The organism is Nostocoides australiense Ben110 (genome assembly GCF_001050535.1).
GTDB classification, from domain to species: domain Bacteria; phylum Actinomycetota; class Actinomycetes; order Actinomycetales; family Dermatophilaceae; genus Nostocoides_A; species Nostocoides_A australiense.
In genome coordinates, this window is the sequence record NZ_HG764815.1 from 1,183,881 (window position 1) to 1,197,217 (window position 13,337).

At 67.7% G+C, this 13,337-nt stretch carries 13 protein-coding genes and 1 pseudogene; 6 read left to right on the forward strand and 8 right to left on the reverse strand.

From position 1 onward, the window contains the following. Positions 1 to 73 precede the first annotated feature (73 nt). Positions 74 to 1,066: a cytochrome c oxidase assembly protein gene (locus BN11_RS05700; protein ID WP_048695611.1), complete on the reverse strand. Its 993-nt coding sequence runs from the start codon at positions 1,064 to 1,066 to the stop codon at positions 74 to 76. 128 nt (positions 1,067 to 1,194) lie between these two features. Between BN11_RS05700 and BN11_RS05705 the strand changes: the two genes are divergently transcribed. From BN11_RS05705 to BN11_RS05720, 4 genes and pseudogenes are all read left to right on the forward strand, one after another. Then, positions 1,195 to 1,572: an ArsR/SmtB family transcription factor gene (locus BN11_RS05705; RefSeq protein ID WP_013882290.1), complete on the forward strand. Its 378-nt coding sequence runs from the start codon at positions 1,195 to 1,197 to the stop codon at positions 1,570 to 1,572. Next, positions 1,572 to 2,488 (forward strand): annotated as a pseudogene (locus BN11_RS05710) (cation diffusion facilitator family transporter). The gene BN11_RS05705 and the pseudogene BN11_RS05710 overlap by 1 nt, the downstream one beginning before the upstream one ends. Positions 2,489 to 3,065: 577 nt before the next feature. After that, positions 3,066 to 3,425, forward strand: coding sequence for a Cd(II)/Pb(II)-sensing metalloregulatory transcriptional regulator CmtR (gene cmtR, locus BN11_RS05715; RefSeq protein WP_006590980.1), 360 nt, complete (start codon positions 3,066 to 3,068; stop codon positions 3,423 to 3,425). Beyond that, entirely contained in the window at positions 3,422 to 4,024 is a 603-nt protein-coding gene (locus tag BN11_RS05720) for a cadmium resistance transporter (protein ID WP_048695616.1), read from the forward strand. The genes cmtR and BN11_RS05720 overlap by 4 nt, the downstream gene beginning before the upstream one ends. 274 nt (positions 4,025 to 4,298) lie before the next feature. Here the strand turns inward: BN11_RS05720 and BN11_RS05725 are convergent, their stop codons facing one another. Together BN11_RS05725 and BN11_RS21250 are read right to left on the reverse strand one after the other, a co-directional pair. Then, complete coding sequence (locus BN11_RS05725) at positions 4,299 to 7,202, reverse strand: type I restriction endonuclease subunit R (protein WP_048695619.1); 2,904 nt, start codon at positions 7,200 to 7,202, stop codon at positions 4,299 to 4,301. Next, positions 7,199 to 8,173, reverse strand: a complete 975-nt coding sequence (locus BN11_RS21250) for a restriction endonuclease subunit S (RefSeq protein ID WP_053084017.1) — start codon at positions 8,171 to 8,173, stop codon at positions 7,199 to 7,201. Before BN11_RS21250 ends, BN11_RS05725 begins: the two co-directional genes overlap by 4 nt. A 101-nt stretch (positions 8,174 to 8,274) precedes the next feature. Between BN11_RS21250 and BN11_RS05735 the strand changes: the two genes are divergently transcribed. Together BN11_RS05735 and BN11_RS05740 are read left to right on the forward strand one after the other, a co-directional pair. Then, positions 8,275 to 8,535: a nuclear transport factor 2 family protein gene (locus BN11_RS05735; RefSeq protein ID WP_083433561.1), complete on the forward strand. Its 261-nt coding sequence runs from the start codon at positions 8,275 to 8,277 to the stop codon at positions 8,533 to 8,535. Positions 8,536 to 8,668: 133 nt separating this feature from the next. Next, a complete protein-coding gene (locus BN11_RS05740; RefSeq protein ID WP_083433562.1) occupies positions 8,669 to 9,184 on the forward strand; it encodes a DUF3145 domain-containing protein in 516 nt (171 codons plus the stop codon). Between the two features lie 87 nt (positions 9,185 to 9,271). On the opposite strand, the gene fabF is transcribed toward BN11_RS05740, so the two are convergent. The 5 genes from fabF to BN11_RS23460 all read right to left on the reverse strand — a co-directional run. Beyond that, entirely contained in the window at positions 9,272 to 10,528 is a 1,257-nt protein-coding gene (fabF, locus tag BN11_RS05745) for a beta-ketoacyl-ACP synthase II (protein ID WP_048695620.1), read from the reverse strand. Between the two features lie 86 nt (positions 10,529 to 10,614). Next, a complete protein-coding gene (locus tag BN11_RS05750; protein WP_048695622.1) occupies positions 10,615 to 10,863 on the reverse strand; it encodes an acyl carrier protein in 249 nt (82 codons plus the stop codon). A gap of 68 nt (positions 10,864 to 10,931) precedes the next feature. After that, positions 10,932 to 11,963, reverse strand: a complete 1,032-nt coding sequence (locus BN11_RS05755) for a beta-ketoacyl-ACP synthase III (protein WP_048695624.1) — start codon at positions 11,961 to 11,963, stop codon at positions 10,932 to 10,934. Next, positions 11,960 to 12,913 carry an ACP S-malonyltransferase gene (locus tag BN11_RS05760; RefSeq protein ID WP_048700898.1) on the reverse strand — a complete coding sequence of 318 codons (954 nt, stop codon included), beginning with the start codon at positions 12,911 to 12,913 and terminating at the stop codon, positions 11,960 to 11,962. The genes BN11_RS05755 and BN11_RS05760 overlap by 4 nt, the downstream gene beginning before the upstream one ends. Positions 12,914 to 13,003: 90 nt before the next feature. Continuing rightward, positions 13,004 to 13,337, reverse strand: a 334-nt coding sequence (locus BN11_RS23460; protein ID WP_048695626.1) for a PucR family transcriptional regulator, incomplete at its 5' end; no start/stop codon positions are given.

The window sequence follows — 13,337 nt, forward strand, 5'->3', positions numbered from 1 at the left end:
CAGGACATCGTCGAGAAGACCACCACCGCGGTGTCGACAACGTCCGATGCCACGGTCCCGTGAATCTCGACCATCACAGTTGTGCAGGTGGCGCCCCCGAGGGCCCCGAGCCGTTCAAGCGCGCGAGGTAGGCGTTGTACTCCTCGAGCTCGGCGTCGGCGCCGCCGTCGCGGTCGATCTGCCGGTCTCGGGCGGTGGAGCGCTCGGTGTCGTTGCGCTGCCACCTGCTGGCGATCAGCAGGAGCATCAGCAGTCCCGGCGCCTCCCCGTAGGACCAGGCCAGCCCACCGGCCAGCTGCTGGTCGCGCAGGGGATCGATCCCCCAGCCGGCCGGCGGCGCGGCGAACAGCGGGACCATCGGCGCGGTGGCCATCATCACGATCACCCCGAAGAACGCGTGCAGGGGCATCTCCAGCAGCAGGTCCAGTGCCCGGCCGTGATGGGTCTGCCGGATAGGCAACGGGTCGGTGGACAGCACCGGCACGGTGAACAGCAGACCGGCCACCAGGAACCCCACCTCCAGGGCGAGGTGCCCGGTCCAGGTGCGCAGCAGCGGGTCGGCGAGCTCGGCCAGGTACAGCCCGTAGAACGCCAGCAGGAACAACGGCACCATCACCGCCGGGTGCAGCACCACCCGACTGACCCGGCTGCGCAGGGCCCGCCGCGCCGTGACCAGCACCACCGTGCCCACCCCCCGGTGCGGGGTCGCGCGCAGCAGCAACGTGCCGGGCCGCCCCAGCACCAGCAGCGGTGGGACGAGCATCATCAACGTCAGCTGCTGGAACATGAACGCCGAGAACAGCCGCAACCCGTACCCCTCGATGCCCGCACCGGTCACCAGCGCCAGCACCACACAGCCCACCGTGAACGAGATGGTCGCACCGATCGACCAGCGCCGACCCCGCAGCCACAGCCGGCACGCGCCCGCCAGGTACAGCACCAGCAGCACCACCGCCAGCACCGGAAGGACCGGCACGGGCTGCAGCGTCGGTGCCAGCATCGTCTCCAGGGACGCCGGTGCGGTCGGCAGCCACACCGGCCCCGTAACGCCCGGGTCGTCCTGCATACGTTCCTCCCCGCCTGCGTCCCTGACAGCGACATGGGTCTGAAGACCGATCGACCGGTTGCGACCCCACGGCGATCGCAGCGCTAGGGTGACGTTATCTGAAGATCCGCGTAGATGAGGAGATGCCCATGGGTCGGGTCCTGCCGTTGGACGGCTGCGTCGGTGATGATCCCCTGTCGCAGCGCGTGGCGCTGGTCCGCGCCAGCGTCCCGGACGACGCCGAGGCAGGGACGCTGGCCGAGCTGTTCCGGTTGCTCGGTGACGTACGGCGCACCAAGATCCTCTACGCGCTGCTGGAGGCCGGTGAGCTGTGCGTGTGCGACATCTCCGCAGCGGTGCAGGTCCCAGAGGCGTCGGTGTCCCAGACGATGCGTCTACTGCGGGCCTCGGGGGTGGTGGGCAACCGGCGAGAGGGCCGCCGGGTGTACTACCGGTTGGCCGATACCCACGTGCGGATGCTGCTGGACGTGTGCCGCGAGCACACCGGACACGAAGGGATCCGCTGATGGGCGCCGGGCACGCTCACGCCCCCGTCGCTGAGCACGCCGGCGGGCGCTCCACCCCCGCCGCCTCGCCGCAGCGTTCTTCCTGACCGCGACGTTCTTCGCCGTCGAGCTGGCAGCGGGGCTGATCTCCGGCTCGCTCGCGCTGATCTCCGACGCCGGGCACATGGCCGCCGACGTCGTGGCCCTGGGGGCGTCCCTGCTCGCCACCCGGATCGCCACCCGCCCCGACCCCACCGGAAGAAGAACCTACGGCTCGTACCGCGCGGAAGTCTTCGCTTCCGGCCTGACCGTGCTGATCATGCTCGGCGTCGGGGTGTACGTGGTGGTCGAGGCGATCAGCCGGATCGGCGAGGACCCGTCCCTACCCTCGGGCGTGATGCTCGCGGTCGGTTTCGTGGGCCTGGTGATCAACCTTGTCTCCATGCTGCTGCTGCGCAGCGGGTCCAAGGACAGCCTCAACGTCCGGGGCGCCTACTTCGAAGTGGTGGCCGACGCTGCCGGCTCCGTCGGTGTCATGGTCGCCGGTGTTCTGATCATCGCCACCGGGCGACCGGTCTGGGACCTCGTCGTCGCCCTGGCGATCGCCATCTTCGTCATCGTGCGTGCCGTCACCCTGGGGCGGCAGGTCGTCGCGGTACTCGGCCAGCACGCACCCGCCGGCATCGACCCGGAGGCCGTCAGCCGAGAGCTGAGCGCCGTGCCCGGCGTGAGCGCCATCCACGACCTGCACCTGTGGGTGCTGACCTCCGGGATGAACGTCGCCACCGCTCACCTCGTCGCGAGCAGCGGATCGGATCACGCCGCGGTCCTGGCCGCCGCGCGGGACATCCTGCGGGATCGCTTCGGCATCGCCCACGCCACGCTCCAGGTGGAGACGGCCCAGCAGCAGCACGAGTGCTCAGACCTGACCTGGTAGCCGCTCAGTCCCTCGACACCTCCGCCGAGCGCTTGGGGGGCCCCTGGTTGCTGGGTGCGCCCAGGGGCGGTGGCATCGGCGCGCCGGGCCAGGCGTGCGAGCATCGCGTTGTAGGCGGCCAGGTCGGTGTCGCCCCTTCGTCGGCACGCTCGGGCGACGGCTCAGATGTGCTCGCGCTTTCAGGCGCCGCCTCAACGGTGAAGCGGAAGGTCCCGTCGACAGGGTGGCCGTCACCGGACACGGAGCGCAAGCGACCTGGAAGTCCCCGGCCGGGAGGCCATCGCCAAGGCGCTGGGTAACAGTGGCGCCGGACACCGTCGTGGCTCCGTCGCCCCACTCCTGCCCGTCAGGTCCGTTCACCGCGACGACGGCACCCACGGCCAGCTGGTCAGCGGATCGAACGCCCGGCCAGCCCACCGCCACTTAGTCCCGGCAGGAGCCCGCCAACTTCCGCCGGGAGTCACATCGTTCCTCTCGATAAGTAGCGGTGGTGTCCGGTGAGGGTTCCCCTTACGGGCATGCGATCTGGGCTGACGCCTGTGACCGAGTGTTCAGTGCGCGCTGTATAGTTCAGTGCATGCTGACTATTGCTTCGCGTCTCGACGTGATGAACCGCCTGGGTCGTGCACTGGCCGACCCCACTCGATCCCGGATCATCTTGACCCTGCTCGACCATCCCGCTTACCCGGCGGAACTGGCCCGAGATCTGGACCTGACACGCCCGAACGTGTCCAACCACCTGGCATGCCTGCGCGATTGCGGGATCGTCGTCTCCGAGCCCGAGGGTCGTCGGACACGATATGAGATCGCCGATTCGCACCTGGCGCAGGCGCTGACGGCACTGGTCGATGCCACCCTGGCAGTGGACGAAGACGCCCCGTGCATCGATCCCGCCTGCTCGCTTCCCGGATGCGACGCAGCTGGGGAGGGCGCATGATCCTCACCTCGGTCTTGCAGGCGATGGGCCTGTTCGCAGCGACCAACATCGACGACATCATCGTGCTCTCCCTCTTCTTCGCGCGAGGGGCAGGCCAGCGCGGCACTACCGCCCGCATTCTGGCCGGCCAGTACCTCGGATTCGCCGGCATCCTCGGTGCCGCGGTCCTGGTGACTATCGGTGCCGGAGCATTCCTGCCCTCGGCAGCCATCCCGTACTTCGGTCTCATCCCTCTGGGCCTCGGCCTCTGGGCCGCATGGCAGGCCTGGCGCGGAGACGATGACGACGATGACGACGAGGTCAAGGTTGCCGGCAAGAAGGTCGGCGTGTGGACAGTCGCAGGCGTCACCCTTGCCAACGGCGGCGACAACATCGGCGTCTACACCCCTGTCTTCCTCAGCGTGGAACCTCTCGCAGTAGTCGCCTACTGCATCATCTTCCTCGCGCTCGTCGCGGTCCTGGTGGCCCTGGCAAAGTTCGTCGCCACCCGCCCCCCGATCGCCGAAGTGCTCGAACGCTGGGAGCACATCCTCTTCCCCATCGTTCTCATCGGCCTCGGCATCGTGATCCTCGTCAGCGGCGGAGCCTTCGGGCTCTGACGTAGCGGCAGCGATCCAAACGGCCCCGACCGGGCGCACCCCTCTCGGTTCAGACCGCGACACCTACCTGCAGCCAGTCCTGCGTGATCGCGGCAACAAGACCGCCACGGAGCGCTGCAAAAACCCCGCCACCAAGCGAACGAAGCCACATCCGGAACATCCTTCACTGAGCGTGCCGAGTCCGCTCGAAACCCTCGACCGAAACCAATTGGGCCGAAACCGGCCGGCGGGCGTTTCTGGGCAAGGATCGGCAGGGGGAGTGGACTCCCAGGGGTCAGTAGTACTCCTTGATGTAGTCGACGGCCTTCTGGAAGACGTCCTCTTCGCGGATCTTGCGTCGCCAGAGCAGGGACCGCACGGCCTTCTGGACTTCTCTGATGCCTTCGGGGTTGCTCTGCCAGCCTTCGTAGCGGACTTCCCTGACGACCGTGTCGATGTCGGCGACGAGCCGTTCGACGAGGATGGGTGTCTCTTCGTTCTTGAGGGACTCGAACAGCTCGGTCAGGGCGGCCTTGGCTCGCTCTTCGGGGCTGACGGCCTCTTCCTCGCGTTCGGCGGCGAGGGTGTCCTTGGCGAGGTCGAGCAGGCCTCTGAGGAAGTCGAGGCTGTCCTGCATGCCGTCCTCGTATCGCCGGCGGAGGTCTTCGAGCCGTTTGCCGAGGGCGACGAACTTGGGGTTCTTCAAGTGGCGGGCGATCCGGGCCGTGATGGCGATCTCGATCTCTTTGGCCTTGCCGGTGGGGTCGCCGCCGGCGAGTTCGGCGAGCAGGTCGGCGTCGAGGATGATCGCGTCGAGATCGAGCCGGGGGACCTCGACGGTGATGTTCTCGTTGATGAGCTCGAGCGTCTTGGGTCCGAGGCGGTTCCAGACCAGGCGTCCGGTGAGGTCGACGGGACGCACGGACTCGTAGACGCTGGTGAGCCATTTGTAGTCGGCCGCGTACGGGGTGAGGGTCGGGTCGGGGCTGAGCGCTTCCCACAGGCGCAGGACGACGCGGTACTGGGCGCCGTACCGGTCGATGGTGTCCTGGTCGGGGAGTTTCTGTTGGGCGGCGATCATGCCGGTGTAGCCGTGCTCGGTGCGGTCGACGCCGGGGAAGAAGTCGAGGGCCGTCTGGAGCTCGGCGGGGAACCTTTCGCGGAGGGCCTCGATGTTGGTGACGACCTTCTCGATCGTGGACTCGTCGAAGGCGAGTGTCGCGGCCATGTTGTCGAAGATGCCGAGGTAGTCGACGATGACGCCGTGGCTCTTGCCGGGGTAGGTCCGGTTGGTGCGGCAGATCGCCTGCAGCAGGGTGTGGTCCTTCAGCGGCTTGTCCAGGTACTGCGTCTGGAGGATGGGAGCGTCGAAGCCGGTGAGGAGCTTGGCGGTGACGATGAGGATCTGCAGCGGGTCGGCCGGGTCGCGGAACCGGTCGAGCAGCTTCTCCTCGGCCGCGCGGTCCAGGGAGAACCGGTCCTTCCAGTCCTGAGGATCGCGGGCGTCCATGCTCATCACGACCGCGGACGCCTCGGCCGGAAGGCGCTGGTCGAGCGCCTGCTTGAACAGCACGCAGGCCTCCTTGTCGTAGACCACGACCTGAGCCTTGAAGCCCTGCGGTTCGACGTGTTCGGTGAAGTGTCTGACGATGTCGGCGACGACCTTCTCGATCCGGCCCGGTGCCTTGATCAGCCGCTCGAGGGAGGCCGCCCTCTTGGACAGCTCGCGCCGCTGGTCCTCGTTGAGCTCGCCCGCCTCGGCCAGCTCTTTGAAGCCCTCGTCGATCGCCTGCCGGTCGATCTTCAGCTCGGTCGGCCGGGGCTGGAAGTGCAGCGGAAGGGTCGCGCCGTCGCGGATGGAGTCCTCGAAGGAGTACTTCGACAGGTACCGGCCCGGGTCCGGCTCGGCGCCGAACAGCCGGAACGTGTTGCGGTCCCGGGCGTTGATCGGGGTGCCGGTCATGCCGAAGAAGAACGCGTTCGGGATGGAGGCGCGCATCCGACTGGCCAGGTCGCCCTCCTGGGTGCGGTGCCCCTCGTCGACCATGACGATGATGCCGCTGCGGGTGTCCAGGTCGGCGGGCAGTTCGGCGAACTTGTGGATGGTCGTGATGATGACCTTCCGGGAGCCGGCCGTGACCAGCTTCTCCAAGTCAGAGCGCGACTCGACTGAGAGCGTGTTGGGGACGTCGCTGGCGTTGAACGTGCCACTGATCTGAGAGTCCAGGTCGACCCGGTCGACCACGATGAACACGGTCGGAGAGCGCAGGTCCGGATGAGACCGCAGCCGCAGCGCCGTGAACACCATCAGCAGTGACTTGCCCGAGCCCTGGAAGTGCCACACCAGGCCCTTCTTGATCTGACCCTCGACGACGCGCTCGACGATCAGGTCCGCGGCCTGGAACTGCTGGTAGCGGGCGATGATCTTGATCCGCCGATGCTTCTTGTCCGTGGCGAACAGCGTGTAGTGCCGCAGGAACTTCAGGATCGACTCAGGGTTCAGCACCGCCTCGGCCGCGTCCCCGACATGCTCCATGCCGGCCAGCGGCGAGCCGTCCTCGCGCCACGGACCCCACAGGTCCTCCGGCATGCCCACTGTGCCGTAGCGGAAGTCCTTGCCGTCCGTGGCGAAGAGGAGCACGTTCGGGACGAAGAACATGGGGATGTTCTTCTCGTAGTCCGAGTGCAACTGCGCCGCCGCGTCGAACCACGAGTAGGCATGCCGGTCCACCCGCTTCGCCTCACCGAGCGCGACCGGGATGCCGTTGCACCAGATCACCAGGTCGAAGCGACGCTCCACATGCCCCTGCCGGAATGTCACCTCCGTCGAGACGGCCCAGTCGTTCTCGTACGGGGAGTCGAAGTCGACCAGCCGCACGGTCGTGTGCGCGCCGTCCTTCCCGAACGGCATCGAGTGCTCACCGCGCACCCACGCCATGAAGACCTCGTTCTGCCTCACCACGGACCCGTGCCGCACCCCGTCGATGATCTTGTTCAGCTCGTACATCACCTGGTCGGCGCGGTCAGGCTTATCTGCGATCTCAGGGTTCAGCCGGATCAATGCATCACGCAGCGGGTCTGCGAGCATGACCGCGGACGCTGTCCGAGGAAGGTCCTTCCCGGCCTTAAACGAGATCTCTGCCTCGGTCGCGACGTTCGCGATGAAGTCACGAACCGTGTTCGCCTCGGTGAATGTCACGGCGCACCTCCGAAGACCGCATCGACAAGGCTCGACCTTAGGGCTGAGAGTGAGTCCATCTCGGCTTGGACAGTGTTGACGTTCTCCGTGAGTCGCTGCCAAACGCCCACGAGCCGTTGTTGCTGCTCAACCTCGGGCAAGGGGATCTCCAACTTCCTCAAGGCGCCAACGTTGAAATGCTGCTGTGCTGTACCAGCTGAGCCGCGGCGAACCTGTGAGCGCCCCCCATCGGAGTTCAGGAAAGCCGCTAGGTAGTGAGGGTCCAGTGAGTTCTTCGTGCGCAGGATTATTAAGTCGATGCAATTGAGGCCAGCGACCTCCTCGTTTACCACCGCTGCATCTCCGGGTCGCCCAGTGCGCACCACAACCACGTCACCGACCTGCAACGTCGACTTCGACAATGCCGCATGCGAGTCTGGCTTGAATCGAACGACGTCGTCGAGTGTGAACCCGCCCGGCTGCACGTTAAGCGAACGGAGCGCAACCACCCCGTCGGCCGCATCGGTGTAGTGGGAGGCAGGGCGCACCACGACACCGACGGCAGACTTGGCCAGAAGCTCCGTTACGGGAGTGACTTGTTCCTCGGCTGCCCGCTTCAGTCCTAGCCGAACTGAGGCCTCTCTTGTTACGTCTCCAGCAGCCCTGAGCGTCTGCAGTCTGGCTCTATGGTTCTCGATCGCCCAGAGCAGGTCGGCAATGCGCTCCTGCTCGTCGATGTCGGGCAGTGCCACTTCGAAGTCGGCCAGGGCCCGCCAGTTCGTACGCGGCGAGAGCGAGCCTGCGGAAGTGCCGAGTGCGTGGTCGAAGAACGCGTCTGAGTGGACTAGGAAGGGCAGCAGCCGGGGCGAGATCTGGCCGGGCATGGCCTCGAAGACGAGGATGTCGCCGGAGCAGATGGCGTCGACCTCGGCGTAGGCCGCCTTGCGCTGGTAGGCGCGACGCTTCCCGAACAGGGTTTGTCCGGGCCGCACCCGTCGGGTGAACGTGGTGCCGTCTGCTACGCGCCCGTAACGCGACAGAGCGATCTCGCCGGGGTCGAGGTGCTCTAGGGCTATGAGCGCCGGACGACTTAATCGAGGGACGGGACGCAATCCTGGCGGCGTTCCGGGCGCGGCCGGGGCGCACCACACGGCACGTCACCTCGAATGTCGTCATCGACGTCGAGTCGGCGACCTCCGCGCGCGGGGAGTGTGCGCTCGTGCTCTACACGGCGTACAAGGCGCCGATCGTCGGCTCCTTCCACGACCGCTTCGCGCGGACCTCGGACGGCTGGCGATTCGCGGCGCGGCGCGGCTCGCTGACCTTTGCAGCCGAGACCGGCGCGCCTGCGTGAAAGCTGGGCCCGGCCTGCATATGGTGCCTGCACGCGTCATAGGGCACAATGTGACGTGACGAGATCACTGTGACTCGTGGTGTGCAAGTTGGCGTTGGGGAAGACGTCCACCCGCACACCAGGAGGTCCAGGGATGTCGTATGCACCGATGCGTGGTGCCACGCGCGGGGTCGTGTTCATTCACTCGACCCCTGCCGCGCTGTGCCCGCACCTGACCTGGGCTCTCGAAGCAGTGCTCGGGGGCCGCGTGCTGCTCGATTGGACCGAGCAGGGCGCCCAGTACGGCCTGAAGCGCACGGAGATCTCGTGGACCGGTTCGGCTGGCACCGGGGCTAAGCTGACGAGCGCCTTGAAAGCCTTCACCGGCATCCGCTTCGAGGTGACCGAGGAGCCCAGCCCCGGCACCAACGGTTCGCGCTGGAGCTACACCCCCAGCCTGGGCCTGCACCACGGCTGGATGGCGCCTAATGGCGACACCATGGTCAACGAGGAACGCCTCAAAGAGGTCATCCTCTATGCCCAGGGCAGCAACGAGGCCGTGACCGACATGCTCGAGGAACTGCTCGGCACTGCCTGGGACGAAGAACTCGAGATCTTCCGATATGCCGGCGAAGGCGCCCCCGTCCGGTGGCTGCACAAGGTCGGCTAGCTAGACCCTGATTCGTCACGTGAGAGGTAGCGACGTCACATAGCGTCGCTACCTCTCACATGAGGTGTCACCATCACCGCGGGATGGTCAGGAGTAGCTCTTGATCGCCAGGGCGACGTTGTGGCCACCGAAGCCGAAGGAGTTGTTGAGCGCGGCGATGTCGCCGGCCGGCAACTCGCGGGGGGTGTCGCGGATGACGTCGAGGTCGACCTCGGGGTCGAGGTTCTCGATGTTGATGGTTGGCGGCGCGACGCGGTGGTGCACGGCGAGGACGGTGAACAGGCCTTCGAGGGCCCCCGCCGCCCCGAGGAGGTGACCGGTCATCGACTTGGTGGCGCTGACCGGCATACCGTCTGCGGCCTCGCCGAACGCGCGGCGGATTGCAGCCGCCTCGGCCACGTCACCAACCGGCGTGGAGGTGGCGTGGGCGTTGATGTGGATGATGTCGGTCGCGCTGAGGCCGGCATTGCGCACCGCCTCGGTCATCGCGCGTGAGGCTCCGGCGCCCTCGGGCTCCGGAGCGGCGATGTGGTGGGAGTCGGCGCTCATGCCATGACCGGCGAACTCGGCGTAGATCCGGGCGCCGCGGGCCTTCGCGTGCTCCTCCGACTCCAGGACCATGATTCCCGCGCCCTCGCCCATGACGAAGCCGTCGCGGGCCACGTCATACGGCCGCGACGCGTGAGCCGGGTCGTCGTTGCGCTTCGAAAGCGCCTGCATCGCAGCGAATCCGGCGAAGCACAACGGGTGCATCGCGCCCTCGGTGCCGCCGGCGACGACGACATCCGCGCGGCCGGAGCGGATCATCTCGGCGGCGAGACCCATCGCCTCGGCGCCCGACGCGCAGGCGGAGACGATCGTATGGGCGCCCGCTCGCGCACCGAGGTCGAGCGAGACATTGCCGGTGGCCGAGTTGGGCATGAGCATGGGCACCGCGAGCGGGAAAACGCGGCGGGGCCCTTTCTCGCGCAGGTTGTCCCACTGGTCGAGGAGGGTCCAGACGCCGCCGATGCCGGTGCCGATGGCGACGCCGAGACGCTCGGGGTCGACCTCCGGGACGCCGGCGTCCTGCCAGGCCTCGCGGGAGGCGATCATCGCGTATTGGGCGTTGGGGTCGAGCCGGCGGACCTCGACCTTGGTGAGCGCCTGGTCGGCCGGGGTGTGGATGGGCGCGCCGAAGGTCACCGGCAACTCGTACTTCGCCACCCAGTCCGCCTCGATGGTGCGGGCCCCGCAGGTCCCCGCGAGCAGCGCCTCCCACGTCGTGGGCATGTCGCCGCCGAGAGGAGTGGTAGCTCCCAAGCCGGTGATGACGACCTTGGTGTCGCTGGATCCAGCGCTCATGTGCGGACTCTCCTTGTGGGCGGGTGCTGGGAGGGGGCCGGATGCCGTGCGCCCTCGCGGTCGCGGGCGCACGGCATACGGGGCTGTCAGGCCTGGGCGTTCTTGATGAAGGTGACGGCGTCGCCGACGGTGGAGAGGTTCTTGACCTCGTCGTCGGGGATGCGCACGCCGAAGGCCTCCTCGGCGTTGACGACGATCGTCATCATCGACAGCGAGTCGATGTCGAGGTCGTCGGTGAAGGACTTGTCGAGCTGAACGTCGGCGACGTCCACACCGGTCTCTTCGTTGACGATGTTCGCGAGACCCTCGAGGATCTCCTGCTCGGTCTGAGCCATTGTTCTCTCCTTGTGTCGGATGTGATTCGGCCCGATCGACCCGTGGACCACCGGGAACTTGTTGCGCCCTAAGGCAATTCGACGACCTGCGCGGCATAGACCAGGCCGGCGCCGAAACCGATCTGCAGCGCGAGGCTGCCGCTTTGGACCTGCCCCTCGCGCAACATGCGCTCGGTGGCGAGGGGGATGGAAGCCGCCGAGGTGTTCGCCGTCGTCGCGATGTCGCGGGCGACGACGATGTCCTCGGGCAGCTTCAGCTGCTTGATCATCGCGTCGATGATGCGCATGTTGGCCTGGTGGGGGATGAACGCGTCGAGATCGCTGGCCTTGACGCCGGCTGCTTCCATCGCTTTCTGCGCGACGGGCGCCATGCCCCAGACGGCCCAGCGGAAGACCTTGTGGCCCTCCATTCCGATTGTCGGCCAGGTCTTTTCGTCGTTGCCGCGGAACTCGGTCCAGGACTCGCGCTGCATGATGGTCTGCCAGCTGTCGCCCTCCGACCCCCACACGGTCGGCCCGATCTTGGTCTTGTCGCTGCGGCTGACGATGGCGGCGCCGGCGCCGTCGCCGAAGATGAAGGCGGTGGAGCGGTCCGTCATGTCCGTGAAGTCGGAGAGCTTCTCGACACCGACGACGAGGACATTGCTGGCGCTGCCGCCGCGGACCATGTCGGAAGCCAGCGAGATGCCGTGACAGTAGCCCGCGCACGCCGCCGAGATGTCGAACGCCGCGCACCGCAGATCGAAGCGATCGGCCAAAATCGGTGCGGCAGCAGGGGTTTGGTAGGGATGGGTCACGGTCGCGACGAGGACGGCGTCGATGTCGGACTGGTCGATGCCGGCCATCGCGATGGCGCCCTTGCTCGCGGCCTCGGCCATGTCGACGACGCTCTCGTCGGGACGGGCGAACCGGCGCTCGGTGATGCCGGAGCGCTCGCGGATCCATTCGTCGGAGGAGTCGATCGCGTCGACGATCTCGGAGTTGGGTATGACGCGCTCGGGCCGATAGCCGCCGACGCCCGTGATGCGTGAGCCGGACGACCCGGTGGCGCCCTTGATCTTGCCGGTTCCCTTGGGAGAGCGGGACTTTCGCAGCCTCATTCGGCGGTGCCTTCGGTCGTGGTGGAGTGGTTGCGGATCATGGCGGCGGCGGCGTCGAGGTCGTCGGGGGACTTGACGGCGAGCGTCTCGACGCCCTTCATGCCGCGCTTGGCCAACCCCACGAGCGTGCCCGCGGGGGCCAGTTCGATCAGGCCGGTGACGCCCGCGTCGAGCATGGACTGCATACACAGGTCCCAGCGCACCGGGTTGGTGACCTGGGAGACCAGGCGGGAGAGGATCTCCTGCCCGTCGGTGAGGGAGCCGCCGTCGGCGTTGGACAGTATCGGGATCCGCGGAGCGCTCGGGGTGAGCAGGTCGGCGTATGCCGCGAGGGCGTCCACCGCGGGGGCCATGTGCTGGGTGTGGAAGGCGCCCGCCACCTTGAGCGAGATGATGCGGGCCTTGGCCGGCACCGCCTCCGCGAGTGCCGCCAACTGCTCCCGGGTGCCGGCGGCGACGATCTGCCCCGCGCCGTTGTTGTTGGCGGGAGTCAGGCCGTGCGTCTCGACAGCGGCGAGGACCTCGTCGGGGTCGCCGCCGAGGACGGCCGACATGCCCGTGGGGGTGATCGCGCTGGCGGACGCCATGCCTTTGGCGCGGATGGCGACGAAGCGCGCCGCCTCCTCGTCGCTCAGGGCCCCGGCAATCGCCGCGGCGGTGATCTCACCGACCGAGTGCCCGGCGAGCAGATCGGCGCTGCCGGCGTCGGCGACGGACGCGGCCTCGGCCAGCGCGGCATACGTCAGCAGCCCGGCGGCGACGATGAGCGGCTGGGCGACCGCCGTGTCCTTGATCGTCTCCTCGTCGGATTCGGTGCCGTGCTCGACGACGTCGATGCCCGTGGCGTCGCTGAACTCCTCGGCGTTCTCCCGCAGACCGGGAAGCTCGAGCCAGGGCGTCAGGAAGCCGGGGGTCTGGGAGCCCTGTCCGGGGCAGACGATCGCAAGCACCATCCAACCGTCCCGCACTTGACCGTCAAAAGCGCGGCGAAAGGTCACGGAATAGACCAAGTGCTTTTTGGAGGATTCCTACAAGTCGGTTCAGGAACGGGCCACGCTGGCGGTGCCGCTGATGCCGGCCTCGGCCAGGCGCCCCAGGCGAATGGCGAGGTGGACGGTGTCGGCGTCGTGCGGGTCCCCGAGGTCGTAGCCGGTCAGTACAGCGATGCGCCCGAGGCGATAGCGGACCGTGTTGGGATGGACGAACAGGACGCGGGCGGTCGCCTCGAGATTGCGGCCACCGTCGAGGTATGCCGTGGCCGTGCGGAGCAGTTCGCCGCCGCCGGCCTCGGCCAGCGGCCGCACGATGCGGGCCACCAGGGCGCTGCGGGCCGGCATGTCGCCGATGAGCGCGCGTTCGGCGAGCAGTTCGCTG

What these genes read in the sequence shown, in the direction of transcription:
- BN11_RS05740 (WP_083433562.1), top strand. Translation starts at nt 8,669, where the DNA reads ATGTCGTATGCACCGATGCGTGGTGCCACGCGCGGGGTCGTGTTCATT.
- BN11_RS05750 (WP_048695622.1), bottom strand. Translation starts at nt 10,863, where the DNA reads ATGGCTCAGACCGAGCAGGAGATCCTCGAGGGTCTCGCGAACATCGTC.
- BN11_RS05700 (WP_048695611.1), bottom strand. Translation starts at nt 1,066, where the DNA reads ATGCAGGACGACCCGGGCGTTACGGGGCCGGTGTGGCTGCCGACCGCA.
- BN11_RS05720 (WP_048695616.1), top strand. Translation starts at nt 3,422, where the DNA reads ATGATCCTCACCTCGGTCTTGCAGGCGATGGGCCTGTTCGCAGCGACC.
- BN11_RS05705 (WP_013882290.1), top strand. Translation starts at nt 1,195, where the DNA reads ATGGGTCGGGTCCTGCCGTTGGACGGCTGCGTCGGTGATGATCCCCTG.
- fabF (WP_048695620.1), bottom strand. Translation starts at nt 10,528, where the DNA reads ATGAGCGCTGGATCCAGCGACACCAAGGTCGTCATCACCGGCTTGGGA.
- cmtR (WP_006590980.1), top strand. Translation starts at nt 3,066, where the DNA reads ATGCTGACTATTGCTTCGCGTCTCGACGTGATGAACCGCCTGGGTCGT.
- BN11_RS05755 (WP_048695624.1), bottom strand. Translation starts at nt 11,963, where the DNA reads ATGAGGCTGCGAAAGTCCCGCTCTCCCAAGGGAACCGGCAAGATCAAG.